Annotated in this window: 13 protein-coding genes; 4 read left to right on the top strand and 9 right to left on the bottom strand. The window is 50.3% G+C overall.

Annotated features, from left to right (window positions below; translation table 11 throughout):
* Positions 1–28 precede the first annotated feature (28 nt).
* Positions 29–565, top strand: coding sequence for an arsenate reductase/protein-tyrosine-phosphatase family protein (locus KXD86_RS19070; RefSeq protein WP_218634595.1), 537 nt, complete (start codon positions 29–31; stop codon positions 563–565).
* Entirely contained in the window at positions 558–1,904 is a 1,347-nt protein-coding gene (locus tag KXD86_RS18990) for an O-antigen ligase family protein (protein WP_218634594.1), read from the top strand. Before KXD86_RS19070 ends, KXD86_RS18990 begins: the two co-directional genes overlap by 8 nt.
* Before the next feature lie 58 nt (positions 1,905–1,962).
* On the opposite strand, the gene KXD86_RS02940 is transcribed toward KXD86_RS18990, so the two are convergent.
* The 7 genes from KXD86_RS02940 to KXD86_RS02910 all read right to left on the bottom strand — a co-directional run bounded on the left by KXD86_RS02940 (position 1,963) and on the right by KXD86_RS02910 (position 10,299).
* Positions 1,963–2,952, bottom strand: a complete 990-nt coding sequence (locus KXD86_RS02940) for a glycosyltransferase (protein ID WP_218634593.1) — start codon at positions 2,950–2,952, stop codon at positions 1,963–1,965.
* A 22-nt stretch (positions 2,953–2,974) separates the two neighbouring features.
* A complete protein-coding gene (locus KXD86_RS02935; RefSeq protein WP_218634592.1) occupies positions 2,975–3,847 on the bottom strand; it encodes a polysaccharide lyase family protein in 873 nt (290 codons plus the stop codon).
* A 386-nt stretch (positions 3,848–4,233) separates the two neighbouring features.
* Positions 4,234–5,691: a lipopolysaccharide biosynthesis protein gene (locus KXD86_RS02930; protein ID WP_218634591.1), complete on the bottom strand. Its 1,458-nt coding sequence runs from the start codon at positions 5,689–5,691 to the stop codon at positions 4,234–4,236.
* Positions 5,688–6,839 (bottom strand): glycosyltransferase family 4 protein, encoded by a 1,152-nt coding sequence (locus KXD86_RS02925; RefSeq protein ID WP_228739437.1) that lies wholly within the window; start codon positions 6,837–6,839, stop codon positions 5,688–5,690. Before KXD86_RS02925 ends, KXD86_RS02930 begins: the two co-directional genes overlap by 4 nt.
* Positions 6,840–6,844: 5 nt before the next feature.
* On the bottom strand, positions 6,845–8,032 hold the full coding sequence (locus KXD86_RS02920) for a polysaccharide pyruvyl transferase family protein (protein ID WP_260523766.1): 1,188 nt from the start codon (positions 8,030–8,032) through the stop codon (positions 6,845–6,847).
* A 102-nt stretch (positions 8,033–8,134) separates the two neighbouring features.
* Entirely contained in the window at positions 8,135–9,277 is a 1,143-nt protein-coding gene (locus KXD86_RS02915) for a glycosyltransferase (protein ID WP_218634588.1), read from the bottom strand.
* Positions 9,274–10,299: a polysaccharide deacetylase family protein gene (locus tag KXD86_RS02910; protein ID WP_228739305.1), complete on the bottom strand. Its 1,026-nt coding sequence runs from the start codon at positions 10,297–10,299 to the stop codon at positions 9,274–9,276. The genes KXD86_RS02915 and KXD86_RS02910 overlap by 4 nt, the downstream gene beginning before the upstream one ends.
* Positions 10,300–10,362: 63 nt before the next feature.
* On the opposite strand from KXD86_RS02910, the gene KXD86_RS02905 reads away from it, so the two are divergent.
* On the top strand, positions 10,363–11,562 hold the full coding sequence (locus KXD86_RS02905) for a glycosyltransferase family 2 protein (protein ID WP_228739304.1): 1,200 nt from the start codon (positions 10,363–10,365) through the stop codon (positions 11,560–11,562).
* A 19-nt stretch (positions 11,563–11,581) separates the two neighbouring features.
* Positions 11,582–12,727: a DegT/DnrJ/EryC1/StrS family aminotransferase gene (locus KXD86_RS02900; protein ID WP_218634586.1), complete on the top strand. Its 1,146-nt coding sequence runs from the start codon at positions 11,582–11,584 to the stop codon at positions 12,725–12,727.
* 59 nt (positions 12,728–12,786) lie between these two features.
* Here the strand turns inward: KXD86_RS02900 and KXD86_RS02895 are convergent, their stop codons facing one another.
* Together KXD86_RS02895 and KXD86_RS02890 are read right to left on the bottom strand one after the other, a co-directional pair.
* Positions 12,787–14,322: a golvesin C-terminal-like domain-containing protein gene (locus KXD86_RS02895; RefSeq protein WP_218634585.1), complete on the bottom strand. Its 1,536-nt coding sequence runs from the start codon at positions 14,320–14,322 to the stop codon at positions 12,787–12,789.
* Positions 14,323–14,457: 135 nt separating this feature from the next.
* Positions 14,458–15,612: an acyltransferase family protein gene (locus KXD86_RS02890; protein ID WP_218634584.1), complete on the bottom strand. Its 1,155-nt coding sequence runs from the start codon at positions 15,610–15,612 to the stop codon at positions 14,458–14,460.
* Positions 15,613–15,614 lie beyond the last annotated feature (2 nt).

Here is a 15,614-nt window from a genome sequence, read left to right as displayed (position 1 = left end):
TTTCACACGGAAATAAGGAGATTATCTGGTGAACCGGTTGGTGTATGAGCGGTTTGGGTCGAGAAATGGTTTCGTTCGATTCCTTGGATATTGGCTTCTTGCCCAAATAGGAGCCTATCGCCGTTTTCCCGCTTTGATTCCCGGAACAGATCAGCGCGTCGTCTTCGTTTGCAGCGGAAACATATGCAGAAGCCCACTTGCTGAGGTATACGCAAGAAGCCTCGGCCGTGACGCAAGGTCTTGTGGGCTGGATTGCACCGATGGCCATCCAGCGGACCCAAGGGCAAGAGAGCTCGCCCGAAAACGTGGTTTAACTCTGGATGACCATCAGACAGTCAACGTTCGGAATTTTGAGTTCCGGGATACTGATCTGATCGTTCTGATGGAACCCACCCATATCACCTCTTTTCAGGAGAAAATTGGCAACGCCTATTCTCTGGCCTTGGCTGGACACTATTGCAGACGACCGACTCCTTATATTCACGATCCATTCAATTGCAGTTCCGAGTTTTTTGCCAACTGTGAGCAAAAGATCATGGAAGCCGTGAGGAAAATCTGTGATTAAAAAGCGCAAGGAGGTCAGTCTTCAGGAGTTTTATCAGCTCAACATCGGAGCCATGTGGCGTCATTTCAAAACTGAATCACTGGCCTTCTGGATGATCTGCGCTTACCTGTTTCTGGAATACGTAAGACCGCAGTCGATTTATCCCTTTCTCGACTTTCTTCCCTGGACACAGTTAGCAGTGCTTGGAGCGTTCATAGGGTGCTTTAACGACAAGAGTGTAAAATGGGTTTCGTCACCTATAAACATCTGGCTCATACTTTTCTTTATTATAATTCTACTATCAAGCGCCTTTGCCTACTGGCCATCGTTCGCTTTTGAGCGGCTGGAAAACTTTTATACCTGGCTTGTTATATATTTTCTTATTATTAGTATAGTAAATACCGAAAAACGGTTTTTTATATTTATTTGTATTTTCTTTTTGGCAACTTTCAAACTATCGCTGTCGCTTTCGATAACATGGGCGAAGCGTGGCTTTGCGTTTACTGATTGGGGGTTGAGTGGGCCGCCGGGCTTTTTTCAGAACTCTGGAGAGCTCGCCATTCAAATGCTGGTTTTCTGGCCTATTGCCTGGGCATTTGCTCTTTATTTGAAGCCGCATGTTAGTAAGGCTAAATATTTTATTCTTTTATTAATGCCGTTTACGGCAATGATGGTCATTCTTGGCGCGAGTTCTCGGGGCGCGCAGCTTGCGCTGCTTGTTCAATTGATAGTTCTTAATTCCAGATCCCTTTTCAGGCCAAAGGTTTTGGTTTCGTGTGCAGTCGTCCTATCCCTTCTTTGGGCCGTTTTGCCTCAAGAGCAGAAAGATCGGTTTCAGGTGGCAGGCGATGATAGAACCTCGATTCAGAGGCTCCTATATTGGGAAAACGGCATAGATATGATGAACCGGCACCCAGGGCTTGGTGTAGGTTACTTTAACTATGTCCCATTTTATGAGCGCGCCTATTACGAGGATATGTTATACGAATCGGCCGAACTCCCTCATAATATCTTTATACAAGTTGGGGCGGATCTTGGATATCCCGCATTGTTACTTTATTTGGTGATGATTTCCTATGCTTTATTGAGAACGAGGAAAGTGGCGAAGATGTTGAAAAAAAACGCAGAGAGTAGTTTTTTTACAACGATCTTTTCATATTTGAATATATCTGTGATTGGCTTTGTTGTTGCCGGCCAGTTTGTCTCTGTGGTGTATTATCCATTCCTCTGGATCCATTTTGCTCTGTTCGTATGCGCGAGTAATATCGTTTTTTCGGAAGTTTTGGTCCCAAGCCGTCGCAAGAAAAAAATGCATCGGCTTGGGCAGGAAAGCGAAGGAAAGGAACTGAGGCGGGTCTAGACTCGGCAATGTACAGATCACTAACGTCGGGATGCCCTATGATCAGCATGATCCGAAACTATAGTTGTTGAATCTGGGAGATTAATACGGTTCTCTGGCTAGTTTCCTTTTCGAGTATTTCTTTTTTCAGATCAATGGCGTCGCGGCGCATGAACTCAATGCTGTTTACCATTTGATTGATCGCCTGCTTTATATCTTGCGCTGTGTTCCGGCTAAAAACAGCGCCCTTTGAGAAATATTGCCTTTGAACTGGCGTATCCGAAAGAATCACTGGTTTCTCTGCGGAAATACTTTCGTACGCTCCGCACACCATGCAATCCGCCCGCTTGGTCATATCGATACAGAAATCTGCGGAAAACAGGTGGTGGTGGAAAGCGTTTTCGTCGATGAAACCGAGAAGATTGACATTGCATGGAATGGTGTTGTTACGCAACGATCTGACTTTCTTATGGTTTCCCGAAAAAAAGAACTGGACCTCATCAGTAAAAGCAGAGGCCGCCTCAAGGATTTCTTGGTAGGGTTCGTCTTCGCTCCAAGAGGTAATACAGAATGCTTTTAGTTTCTTTGGCCCACCGCGCTCCGCCGGAAACATTTTCCTCTCAAGGTTGGGAAGAGGGTCGGGCAGAATGATCGGATTGCCGCCACACTTGGTGATGAATTCGGCCAATTCCGAGTTTGTGACGATAACGGCGTCAGCCTTTCGGATAATAAATCTGTTTATCCTCGGCAGAAACCTACCACCGTTTTCGGGCCCGTGAATTCCGGCGTTGTGAGCGTCGATGATTACTTTGACTCCTCGCCATGGTTTAAGAGCAATGGCGAGTAGCGCCAGAACAATGGAAGGGTTCTGAGCAAAGAGATAGCGTGGTTTTTGTTGTCCCACAATAGCGAGGGTTCGGACGGCGCTCTTTAAATACCGCGAAGCGCGACCGGGGCCTTCTTCAATTACCTCGTAAAGCGGAACGTTAAAATAATCACTTGCTGAGCGGTTCCTGGTTTGCCGCTCCCATGTCACCCAGACTGCATCATCCCTGATCGTGGGGGTCATAAGAATACCTTCTAGAAATGATCTATTCCACGTTGAGCTGTGGTGCCGCTGGGCGCACACCAGGCGCCCCGCCACCGCTGCTGGCACCGCCAACCATTGGATTGCCGCTAGCGTCCCGGTTGGAGGGAGTATCCGACGTAACCACAATATCGTCCACATACATGAACTGGGTCTTTGGCGCAGCGCCATTCCAGTATGTGAAAAGGTGAGCCCTGTCAGACGTGTCGGATGAGCTGTTTAGCGTCTCAGCCCCGGTGATTTCCCGGAGTAGCCTTCCGTCCTTCCATACCCGAACAATGGCGGTTCCTCCTTGGTCGACGGGAACATTATCAAACTTGATATACATCTCGTAGGTTTCCCAACGTCCTCGTTGAACCTCATCCGACGGCGCTCCAAACTCAAACCATTGTTGCTGTCCTTCGTAAATAAACTTGTGCGGCACGGTGGATGCTTCCGGGTTCATATACCAATCGTTGTAGCCGGAGTTGGAACCATCACTCTTCTGTGCATGAATCCTGAGAAATTTCAGGTGACCGCCTCCGCCAGTTGAATCGTAGTTGAATCCCTCTGGGAAAAAGGTGTTGACGCTGAACCAGACCTCATCGCCCTTTCTTAACAGTTCCGGGTAATTGATGATTCCTCCCCATTCCCCAAAGGCCGTAGAGCCTCCGGTCACAGTCAGCTTAGCGGCCTTGCTTCCGGTCAGAACGCGCTCGTCAGTAATATAGGATCCACCGGCGGCGTCATCGAAATCCTGGTCACCGTCGCTCTGCGCTTTGGAACCGACCGCACCTTGCTCGAATGTCAAAGCTCGTGTCCAGGAATGAGCGGGAAGGGATAGGGCCACGAGCAGCGAAAGTGCGGTTGCTCTGACCAAAACATTGGAGTGTTTCATGTTAACTTTCTCCATGTTGCGGACTTGGAAGGCGTGTCTGATGCGGAGGCAGAAACGCGGTTTGACGTTGGAACAATTATAGCTGATTGTCCTTTAGCCAGAGCAATAAATTTCCCGGTTTACGTCGCAACTTTAATTATTCGTTCTGTCGTTTTCAGACAATAAAACTCTCACTGCCTGAGTCGTCTAAGAGACGGGTTTATATAACCTTCTGTTTTTAAGAAACTCTGTACGGAAACCCTGTTCAGTAAGGCTGTTTTGGCTTTAGTCGTTAATTTTTCTTCACTATTAAACAAAAGTTACCATAAGGAAATTGATGGTGTGGCTGTGTTTCCATAAGCAAAGGCGTGTCTGGTGGTTCTATGTTGGAACTTTTGAACAGTATTTTAGTGTTTCCTGAAAAAGCCAATCAAATAGTTTTTAGATCCGGAGAGTTCCTGTTTCTCGAATAATGAGAAAAGTATAATAACCGAGAAAGTTACTGTTAGTAAGATTTTGCTAGAAATAGTTGAAAAAGATAAGTCTTGACTAATAAATGACTGATCAACTGTTGCCGCAAGCGCTAGGGCTATGATGCCAGTAAAAAGTGATTTCTGGCTTATCTTGAGAGGGTAGAATTTATTTGCTGTATGTAGCGCATACGTGTATTGAACAATGGATCCGCCCGCCAGCGCAACCGATGCCCCTACAAAACCGTAATCCGGTATTAAAACTAAATAGAATACCGTGATCAAGATGGCTGTAACGATGTTGTTTTTGGTTAACTCGAGTGTCCGGTTTCTATACATAAAGCTGAAATTGTTGAAGATCGTCAAGCTTTGAAAAACCCCTGCCAACACCAAAAAAGGGACGGCATCAATGGCTGGGTGGAAGGGTGGGGCAGACATAAACTGAATGATGATCGAGGAGAACGTGTTCACACTGATGCCAGAAATTAGCAAGAGTGCGGTAATCATACGAAACGCTAGTGAGTAAGCCGGGTATGGATTCGTCGTTTTGGCTATGGCAAAGCGTTCCGTTTGCCAGTATTGCGAGAATGGACTCCAGATCAGGACGCCTACAATCGCACCAAATTTCGCTGCCAGTTCAAAAAGTCCCACGTCATCCAGGGATGAGAATATACGAATAAAATAACGATTGGACGAACCGATATAAAGTCCGATCAGACCTGAGATCCATAATGGCCAGCTGAACTTTAAAATCTTAACGGCCAATGATTTTGTCACATGGAAGCCAGTATGATAAAAAGTGTAGCCTGTTAATATGACAGATATAATAACTGAAGATATAAGGCTACTCAGAGCAAGCCCCATCAGGCCCCAGTCGAGTATAACGATTGTGAGAATGTTCAGGCTTAACTGAAGCGCAAGCTTAGCCATGCTAAAATTAAAAAATGTCCATGGCTTTTTTATTATTCGCAAATAAGTAAGACTATACTGCTCCAAAGCGTGGGTCAGTATTAATGCAGAAAAGATAATTATATAGATGCTGTATTTTTCATCTCCAAAAACGAGCGAAGATATCGGAGTTGAAAAGCCGGCCATAATCAAACAGGCGAAACCGCTAAAGAAAGATGTAATTAAGAAAGCGGTTGTCACGACGGAGTTCTTTCTTTTTTTACTATCTTCCTCATGAAAAAATTTCGGTACGGCCTGAAACATGTGGCCACCTAGAATGATTTCAAACAGGCTTACTAAGAAGACCAGAAGGCCGATAACACCATAGTCGGCAGGGGTTAAATACCTCGTGTAGATCGGCAGCATCAAAAACCCAACAAGCTGTCGGGATATATTTCCGACAGCGTAGATCGTTGAGTGCTTGACCATCTGATGCGCTTGGCTCACAGCGCAAGCTCCTGCTCGCGTTCCAGTTCTCTGAAAATATTGATTATGCCCTTCGCTTGAGCGGTTCTGGAGTAGTGTTTAATGACCCGTTCACGGCCCTTTCTACCCATCGTTTTCAGAAGGTCTGTCTGATTGAGAAGACTATTCAGTTGCTCAGCTGCGGCGACATGATCGTTTACGGGGAATTTTCTGCCAGTGTCGTCTGTTATCGCCTCATTCAGACCCGGAAGATCCGATACCAGGAGTGGCAACTCTGTTGCTGCCATTTCAAGTGACGACATGGGGAAAGAGTCCCACTCCACCGAGGCGATCATTCCAACGGAGCAACTCTTAAGGAGGTCGGGTACATCGGATCGGTAGCCGCCAAAAGTAATATGCTCATTGACCTCAGGGTCCTGCAGGTACGCCTGAAAATTCTCACGCTCTCCTGGCCGGTTTCCGAGAATAAGAAACTGAACGTTCTTATGTAGTAGCTTGCGGGTCAGGATTTCCGCAGACTGAAGGATAACGTGCACACCTTTGCGTCTCTCCATATGTCCCGAAAACACAACAATTTTTCGATCCTTTGGTATATCAAAGGACTCGTGGGCGTACCAACGTTTTGAGGGGTCGGGCGCATACTTCTTGGTGTCTATTCCGGTTTTAACAATGGAGGTTTTCGAGAATGGGATTCCCCTCCCATTCACGGCGGTATCACGCATTCCGTCAGACTGAAAAACGTAATGATCGGGACCGTATCGCTTGGTTGAAACCTCCAGCTTTTTTAGAAGAAGTTTCAGGCCGCTGTTCAGCGAGCTCATGGGGGCCCCCCAGTAGGAGACGAATGTCTTTACACCGCCCCTCCGCAGAGCCTGATACATTGGGCGTGAGACTGGCTGATCAAATCCGAGGAGGCGTTGGATACGATGTTTCCGGATATAGGACTCAACGCTCTTGAGGTGATCAGGATCTGACCACTGGGTATCGAGGTGAAGGATGTTGGTGAGATCGGTGGGAAGAGAAGAGGTCATTCCTCCGGTGAGATCGGAGTACGCGTAGTGCACGTTTTGAATGTCGCCCACCAGATCTTTCGCAACCTCAAGGAACGTGTGTTCGTGACTTGATGCTGCATACCCCGGGTTCGACTCACAGTGAAAAAGAACCATCATTCCGGTCACGAGCCCTTTGCCTCCGTTGGCTTGCCAATCGAGTCGGCGAGTGGTTCCTCCAAAACATTTGCCAGTAGCCTGTAGGGGCGTTCGCTGACTGTCTTGGCCTCCTGCTGAATTTTGAGGGCGGCGATTGCAAATTTTTCCCGGGATTCCAGAGCCTCGGACACCAGGTCGTTCAGTTCTTGATCAACCTGGTTGATGGAGGTGACCAGTGGCTTTAGTCCGAGGGCTTCAAAAGACCCTGTAAGCTTCGCTTGGGTATATTCATCGACATATATTCCGACTGCTGGGATGCCTATCGACAGGGCGAATACGAGCTGATGGTAACGCATGGATATAACAAACTGGCTGTCTGCGGTGAGAGCTTTGAGTTCGGACGCCAGAGGTATAGGGTTAACGAGGTGGAAGCTCTCTTCTTTCCATAGATGCTTTATATGATTCGCCAACGCGATGTCACCCTTGGTGCCCATCGGTGCATGGTGAGGAATAAAGACGGTGTTTAGATTATGGGATCGAACCGTTTGTTCAATGGCGGCAGCCACCCGGAGCACGTCAGAGTCATCCATCCCCCCAAATTTCCGCATGGAGATACAGGCGAAGTCACCACTGCTTGCACTGATTGATCGGCTGTATTCGCTGTGACGTTTCTCCAGATAGCAGGCATCGTCCAGGGCAAATTGAACGGGTGAGCTGACCTGTGTGTGAGAAAAATTGACGTCTCGGACACCGATCCATTTTGCTTTGCGCAGTACCTGATCGACGGCTTCTCTGTGTGACTCTTCAAACGGCCCAATTGTCTGGCTGACGAGGATGACGTCCTTTTTGAAAAAGTTGGCGACTTTCAAAAGCCTCAGGCGAGCTTCCAGAACCCCGGGCCAGACACTGGTCATATTGCCGCCACCGCAAATGACGACTTTGTCGCAACGCGCCACTTGGTATACATTCATGGCAAAGGCTTTGAAATAGGACAATGGTTTCTTCCAGAGCAAGCTACGGAACTGCTTGTCCGTCATGTGGTAGAACGCAAAGGCGCGAATTCCGTAGGTTTCCGGTACCCGCTCAGGGCTGGCGCAGCCCAGTATCAGGTTCTCCTTTCCGACTAACTTTCCGAGTCGCTCTATTGCAACTTCCGCCATTGCCTCGTCCCCGACATGGTAATCGGGTCCAAGTCCGGTTATATCCGATAACATGAGAATTTTTGGCATTGTCCCTATACTCTGTTATTCACTAACAAGTTAACGATCCGTGTTGCTCTCGGAGTTTCCGGGCAGTGTAAATTCCTGGATCAGCATCTAGGTGGCTTCGACCTCGCTAAGCCCTCTATATCTATTGTAGAGCCCCATGTACTTCTCTGTATTCGATTGCTTTCCAAAATTATCGGTGGCGTGTGCCAATCCTCTCTGGGATTTCCGTGCGCGCTCCTCACAGGAGTTGAGGGCCATAGACGTAACTGACGCATAGGCTTCCGGTGTTTGCTCGTCCACCAGCCAGCCACAGGCTCCCTGGTCGAGCACTTCAGGAATACCTCCGACTCGATGCCCGATAACCGGAATTTCAAGCGAGAGGGCTTCTAGAAGCGTCAGTGGCAGACCTTCATGGTCCGATGTCATCAGTAGGGCATCCAGCGATGTGAGCTCTTTGAAGGCGGGGTTCACAAAGCCTTTGAATTCAATGTTCGTTGCGACGCCCAAGCTTTCAGCCAAGTCCCGCATTTCACTCTCCAAAGGCCCCGTTCCAATGATGATTCCTTTGCAGTGTTCGCCCCTCTGATTCAGCAGGGCAACTGTTCTGATGAACAGATCCACTCTCTTTACCGGAGCCAGACGTCCGATGATCCCCAACCGTGTTGGCTCCTCGGCTTGCCTGACCGGTTTCGGCCACTGAGCCCGGATAGACTCGACATCCACAAAGTTGAATATTTTGTGTACCTTGCCGGGAAATACAGACGAGAGGCTTTCTTCTAACTGTGTCGATACGGCCACCACAGCTTGCTGCCTGAAACGACCAAGGAAAAGATCGAGCTTTTGGACCAGCCACTTGTGAGGGGATCTCAATGTGAAGGCGGACTCCGGATTGCCATGGACAGTTCGGACTGAACAGGGGACATGCGCCAGATCTTTGCCAAGTATTCCCAGAATGTTTTCCTTGAATCCGTGAGTATGGAGCAGTTGTGTTTGGTGTTTCCGGCAGTGATCCCGTATTACCTGGATCATCTGCAGTGCGTTCAGCCGGGATTCGTCAGCCAGGTCCACGGGGATGCCGAGCTCCCGAAGTTTTTGACTGAGTATGCCCTCGTTAAAAACGATAGCGGTCAGGTTAAGTTCGTTGGAGGCTTTCAATGCCCGACACAAGCTATAGACCTGGACTTCCGCGCCGGCCCACAGGTCCCCGGATACGACATGTGTGACAACACCGGGAATGCTCGCCGCTCTCATAGAATGCCCCGACCAATTGTGGCCAATAGATACCTGGTACTGCCACTGTTTCCGTCATGGAGATTGAATCGGTGTAGGTCAAACGGATCCCGATTTCCGGGATTCCACCCGGTCTTGGTTGTGCAGGCAGCTTGATAGCGATCTTCAACCAGCTTTCTGCCATCTCCAGTGATGTCCCCATTGGGATAACAAAAAATGGGCACTATTCCTTTACCGAAGTCATTCAGGTCATCCAGACAACCGAGAATTTCCCGCCTGAGTGTCGAGGGGTTATCAAGACGATTCAGACGGAAATGATGCTGGGTATGCGCTCCGTAGCGAAAAAGTTCGCCTGAGGCCATTTCCGTTAGTTCCTGGCGATTCAAGATCGACCTGTCGTCTTCGCTGGTGCCCGGAGACGAGGATCCTGGGCTGGCGTCACTGAGGTGGTTCAGAATCGTGGCGTCATCGAGGCTTTTCAGTCGGTTTATAACCTGATCAGCCTGACTCAGTGTCAGAGGAGCTTGGTTAGGCTCCCCATTCGGCAAGTAGGGCGTGAGCCACTGGTATTGCGGTCCTGCCTCACTGAGGGGCGTTGACGTGAGCAGTTTAAGAATCTGCTCCGGCCAGAAAACGTCGTTTGTATCGACAAGGCGCGTCACCAAAAAAATCGTTGCCGGCACATTCTCTGATTTGAGGATAGGGTAGGCGTACTGAAAATTGTCTCTCCAGCCGTCATCGAATGTCAGGACCAAAGAAAGCCTGGGTAATGGCTCTTTGCGGGCCCGTCTTGCCAGCCAATCGTCGAGATGGATTGGAGTCGCCCCGAGGGACTTCATGAGGTGAAGGTGGCGCTTTAAAACCTCCGGGTCGGTTACCATCCCGGGTTGCTCGAACTTGCGGTCCGGATGATGCCTGGGAAGGATCCTATGGTAGGTCAGAATAATGAGCGTCGGCTGAGATGTCAGTCTGACTTTCAGCCAGCCATACACTGCAAGCGCTGCAATGACGAAGAATTTCAAAGCAGATCGTAAATAGGCCAAGACCATGCCTCCATGAAAGCCACCAGTGGTGTTGGCTTTAGCGTCCCTGTATAGTCTGTAACCATGATTCTGCCAGTCGAAGGCGGAGTTGTCATTAATGCCGGTTCACAGGGATTGAGAGCGATGCTGGTTTTTTTGTTCTGGTTGGCCGCCTTTGGCGTTGCGTTTAGCTATTTTATTTATCCTGTCCTGTTAGCTCTTGTCCCCAAACGCAAAACGAAGGCTGAGTTTCGGCCCAGCCCTCACGATCAAGCTCCTGCGGTGTCACTCATCGTTACGGCTCACAATGAAGAATCCCGAATCCGCGAAAAAATCGAAAACTGCCTGAAGATCGATTACCCCGATCTTGAGATTATCGTAGCGTCCGACTGCTCCACGGATGCCACGGATCAAATCGTAGCCGAGTATTCCAAAAATAACGTGCTTCTTGCCCGCGCAGAGGAGCGAAAGGGTAAGGAGCATGCGCAACTGCAGGCAATCATGAAGTCATCAGGCCAGATACTGGTGTTTTCAGACGTTGCGACCTCAATCCCTGAAGATGCACTTCATAAAATGGTTCGTTATTTTCAGGACCCGGCAGTCGGTGCGGTATCGAGTGAGGACCGTTTTGTAAGCCGAGACGGCAGCATTGTCGGGGAAGGGGCGTATGTGCGCTATGAAATGTGGTTGCGAGGTCTGGAATCAGAGCGAGGCGGAGTTGTAGGCCTCAGTGGTTCTTTTTTCGCGGCCAGGAAAGAGGTGTGTGAGAGCGACTGGGATATTTATTCGCCCAGTGATTTTAACACGGCGCTGAACTGCGCAAGGAAGGGACTGGTGGCCGTTACTGCTCCCGATGTACTTGGCTACTATCAGGATGTGAGTGACCCCTCCAAAGAATATCAGCGGAAGATACGAACCGTGATCCGGGGATTAACCGCATTGAGCCGTCACATGGAAGTTCTCAATCCAAAACGGTTCGGCTTGTTTGCATTCCAAGTGTTCGGACACAAGGTTATGCGCTGGGCGGTTCCCTGGTTTCAAGTGCTTTTGCTGGTGACCTCTCTGCTTCTTTCGGGGGCGGGGCTGGTCTATGTTCTGGCGTTCATCGGTCAGATTGCATTTTACAGTCTTGTTATTGCTGCACGTTTTGTACCTGCCATTAGGGAGAAGGCGTGGGGAAAGATCCCTTATTTTTTTGTTCAGGTTAACGTTGCCATTGCCCACGCAACGGTGTTTTTCATGACGGGCCGAAGGATGACTGTATGGACTCCCTCGAAGCGCTAATGGCCGGGGAGGCAGGTCCATGTGGGGCAAACTGAGACCGGTGGGTAGCCGGATTCCAGTCGCTCATAAAATACTGAGCACGGGTCAGTTCCCCTGGCATCAGAACTACCGCGCTGAATTCACGGCCTCCGGCACCCAGGCACTAGCCATGGCGGTCGCCTTTGCCGCTTCCCGGAAAAAGTCGGTTTCGGCGCCTGAAATCATAATCCCGGCTTACGGTTGTCCGGATTTGGTGGCAGCGATCATCGCCGGGGGAGGGAAACCCGTTCTGGTTGATCTCAAGCCCGGCACTGGCTTCATGAATGAATCACAGTTACGTGGCGCGGTGACAACTCGAACGGTAGCGGTGGTGGCGGTAGCATTGCTCGGTACTCCCGAGCGCCTGGACATACTCTCGAAAATTTGCCGTGAGCTAAGGCTTTTTCTGATCGAGGATGCCGCCCAATGTTTCCCTCCGGCGAGCACTGAGAGTGCGTGGGCCGATGCAGTGATTCTTAGTTTTGGAAGGGGGAAGCCCATTAATTTAATGGGAGGCGGAGCCTTACTGGTCAGGAATGAAATTTATGAAGAATCGAAGTCTGTCATCGACCAATTTCCCCGTATGGAAGCGAGATTGGGATTGGTTTGGCGACTCAAGCGAAGACTTTTCCATTTGCTCATGGCCAGAATTCCCTATCTTGTCCTTGAGAAACTTCCTTTTTTCGGGATCGGTGACACCAAGTATCATAAGTGTTCGGCTGTCATCCGCCTTGCGCTACCTGAATCACTGGTTCATGCGGGCATAGACGATTTTCGGGCCCGCCCGCTGGTTTATCCACTATACGATCGAGAGTTGAAGGGGTTGGAGCGTTCTGGCTGGACAATACTGGGAGATAGTTCTCGCTCACCCAACCTACCGCGGATTCGTTATGGTCTGCTCGCGCCCACGCAACGTCTACGTGACGAGGCCCTCCTGGCCCTCAATAACTCGGGGATTGGGGCTAGCCGTTTCTATGGGCAGGCATTGCCGGGGATCGAGGGGCTGAAAGAAATATGCGGACCGGCCCGTTTCCCTGTTGCCGAGGACTTTGCTGCCCGACTGCTCACTCTCCCGTGCCATGAGGATGTGCAAGCGGAGGATGTCGCGCTTGTTGCCCGGATACTGAAGGGCCAATCTAGCCACTAGGTGAATGAAAGCACCACCTGTCGGTCCTTTTAGACCACTGCAGTTAGACCTGCACCGGGTTACTGGACAATACTGGTCTCCACACCAGAATACTCGCCGGCCACGCCATCGGTATCAATGGCCCTGATCCTGAATTGCCATTCACCTTCATCAAGGTCTTTGACCAGATAGGTGTTCGTCCCGGTTGGCTCAATCAACTGGGTTTGTGCCGGAGCCCCCTCTGCGCTCACCCGGATGGCATCGGCAACCACGTAGCCGTCTGCGTTGTTATCGATACGTACTACAACCCCGCTATCGCCCGGTGTGAAGGTTCCCAGCAGTTGGAACGAACCGCCATTCTCGCGCTGATCAACGGTCGCTGCGTCGGTGGTCTGAGTCCCGCTATTGTTAGTGTAGGTATACTCGTAAGTCGCGTTGGACGCTCGCAGACCTGATGAAACCCAGTGTGCATAAAGCTCGTAAGTGGTTCCGGGCACCAGATTTGTCACGCGCCATTCAGCCGATGTTTCGCCGGAACCCGGATCCATGAGGAAATAGTCGCTTCCGATAAAACCACTGTAGCCGCTGGAGGTGCGTCCGCCTCCAGAGCTCGAAAAATTACTGGATTCATTGTCTACGGTGATCTCATCTCCTACGACTGTTAACTGGTAAGAGAGCTCGTACTGGGCAATATCACTCTCGCTTAACGGGCTGCCATCGGTGCGTTGAGTGGGTGGAGTCCAGGAGACAAGGACAGAATTGGTGTCTGGAATGCTTGTGGCATCGGTTGGGTCGGTCCCTGCGTTGAACTCCTCGATATTGGAGAATCCATCGTTGTCAGAGTCGGCTCCGGAGTCATCGGCCGTCGGGTCAAGCCCGAACGAAACTTCATAACCATCCGGTGTGCCATCGCCGTCCGTGTCGGAGTTCGTTGGGTCGGTCTGGGTTAGGAATTCGTCCAGGTTGGTTAGGTCGTCGCCATCGGGATCGAAGTCAGCGTCCGCTGCTGAATTCGGATCAAGTCCATAAGAGAGCTCCCAGTCATCAGGTATACCGTCACCATCAGAGTCGTCGGTCACTTCACCGCCTGAGACGCCCACCTCTCTGAAAAGAACCGCATCGGCCACGACGTAACCATCTGCATCGTCATTTACCGTTACCCGCCCGGTTAATGTCGACATTCGATAGGTGCCCAGCTTGAACCACTCGCCGCCGTTTTCTCGCTGGTCGACGACTACAGTTTCGGTCACCAGGTTGTTTCTGTTATCCAGGTGATGAACCGTGTACTTCACGTTCGATCCACGCCTGGATGTCGAGGACCATTTCGCATAAATATCAAACGTTCTTATGATATTGAGGTTCCAGGTTGCAACATTGTTCCCCTGACCCGGAGGCACGATGAGATAGTCGCTGCCCTGATAACCCGAAATAGAACTGGATACCCTCCAATCGCCGTCGGCATAGAAGCCGATATCCTCCCGATCAATGATGTGCTCCAAGAAATCACCGGCCGCCGGCGGTGGTAGCTCTTCGACATCCATAGGTGCTTGAATTGCACAACCGGCGAACAGTGAGCTCGATACAGACAGAAGTAAGAGTCTATTATTTCTGACCATGAGAGCATCCTCAGGCATGGTTGGAAAAGGCGGGATAACTCACTGAAGCATGGCACAGGGCTCCGATAAATAAATCTGAAGGTTAGTTTTTATGCTTTTATAAAATGGGTTTTGATGAAGAAATAGAATTTCCCGTCAGACTTTGTAGGGCTGGGTTTGCGGGTAACGTCTTGGCTTTAGCCTGTCCCGCATTGGGGCTTCGAGGAGATGGTAGGTCAGGTGCGACAATCCCAGGACAATCAACGTCAGCCCTGCCATAACGAAGAGCTGATCCGAGAAAGCAAGTGCCTCGCTCACGGGGACGCCCGTAAAAAACCGAATGGTTTCCCTGAACAAGTCCATGATGAACCAATGAACGAGATAAATGGAGTAGGAAATTTTGCCCAGATAAACCAATACCGAATGATTCAGTAGGTGCGGCTCGGAGCCTGGAAGTCTTGCAGCACAGAGCACCAGCCACATAAATCCGGCGACGGAAATGACGCCGGGAATGGGGAGCGCAAGCAGGACCAGATTCACGGCCAGGGCCGGCATAAGCAGCCGGCCTGAGGCAATGTTATTGAAAAGCCCCACTTGATAGCACCGGAATAACATCAAACCCAGCGTCGCCTCGCTGAGGCAGCGGACCAGCATCGGCCATCCCGCATATTCAAGGCCAAGGTCGCCAAAATGCCACTCTATGATGGCCAGCGGCAGCAACGCCAGCCCGGTCAGGAAAGCAGGGCTTTTGTGGGCGACAGGCAGGAGCCAGCGCATCAGGAACGGCAGCGAAAAGTAAATGATCCATTCCGCGCTTATGGACCAGGCCGGTTGATTCCAGTAAGCCTTCCAATGCAGCGTTTGCACCAGGAACAGGTTGGTAATAAGGGTTTCCGGATTCTGATCACTGGTGAAGGGATCTGTGAGGTTGTCCATGCCCTCGGCGCCCAGCGCACTCAGAAGCCATTGAAGGCTCTCGAATCCGACGAACAGTAGCAGGACAAACAGGTGTAACGGATAGATACGGGCGAAGCGTGTCTGCATGAACCGTCGGTAGGTTGAACCTTCAACCCCGGCGCGGAAATGGTTCTGGTAGACGTAGGCAAGCACGAAACCGCTCAGGATAAAGAACAGGTCGACCCAAAGGTAGGACTTATAGAAAAGCTTGGACGGAATTATTCGTCCGATGTCGAGGAGTAGGACGAACATAAAGTGATGGAACATCACAAGAATCGCGGCAATCCCCCGTAAAGAGGTCAGTGCGGCTAGTTCCGGTCTAGCTTGGTTGGGCGCCTGAGCTGCTGTTTCCATGG

Origin of the sequence: Marinobacter arenosus, from assembly GCF_019264345.1 — a bacterium.
Classification (GTDB): Bacteria; Pseudomonadota; Gammaproteobacteria; order Pseudomonadales; family Oleiphilaceae; genus Marinobacter; species Marinobacter arenosus.
Note: the sequence above shows the minus strand (reverse complement) of the source record. Positions and strands in the feature narration are given on the sequence as shown.

Coding starts and splice junctions, on each gene's coding strand:
- KXD86_RS02940 (WP_218634593.1), bottom strand. CDS start 2,952: ATGACCCCCACGATCAGGGATGATGCAGTCTGGGTGACATGGGAGCGG.
- KXD86_RS02895 (WP_218634585.1), bottom strand. CDS start 14,322: ATGGTCAGAAATAATAGACTCTTACTTCTGTCTGTATCGAGCTCACTG.
- KXD86_RS02890 (WP_218634584.1), bottom strand. CDS start 15,612: ATGGAAACAGCAGCTCAGGCGCCCAACCAAGCTAGACCGGAACTAGCC.
- KXD86_RS02905 (WP_228739304.1), top strand. CDS start 10,363: ATGATTCTGCCAGTCGAAGGCGGAGTTGTCATTAATGCCGGTTCACAG.
- KXD86_RS02935 (WP_218634592.1), bottom strand. CDS start 3,847: ATGAAACACTCCAATGTTTTGGTCAGAGCAACCGCACTTTCGCTGCTC.
- KXD86_RS02915 (WP_218634588.1), bottom strand. CDS start 9,277: ATGAGAGCGGCGAGCATTCCCGGTGTTGTCACACATGTCGTATCCGGG.
- KXD86_RS02925 (WP_228739437.1), bottom strand. CDS start 6,839: ATGATGGTTCTTTTTCACTGTGAGTCGAACCCGGGGTATGCAGCATCA.
- KXD86_RS02920 (WP_260523766.1), bottom strand. CDS start 8,032: ATGTTATCGGATATAACCGGACTTGGACCCGATTACCATGTCGGGGAC.
- KXD86_RS02900 (WP_218634586.1), top strand. CDS start 11,582: ATGTGGGGCAAACTGAGACCGGTGGGTAGCCGGATTCCAGTCGCTCAT.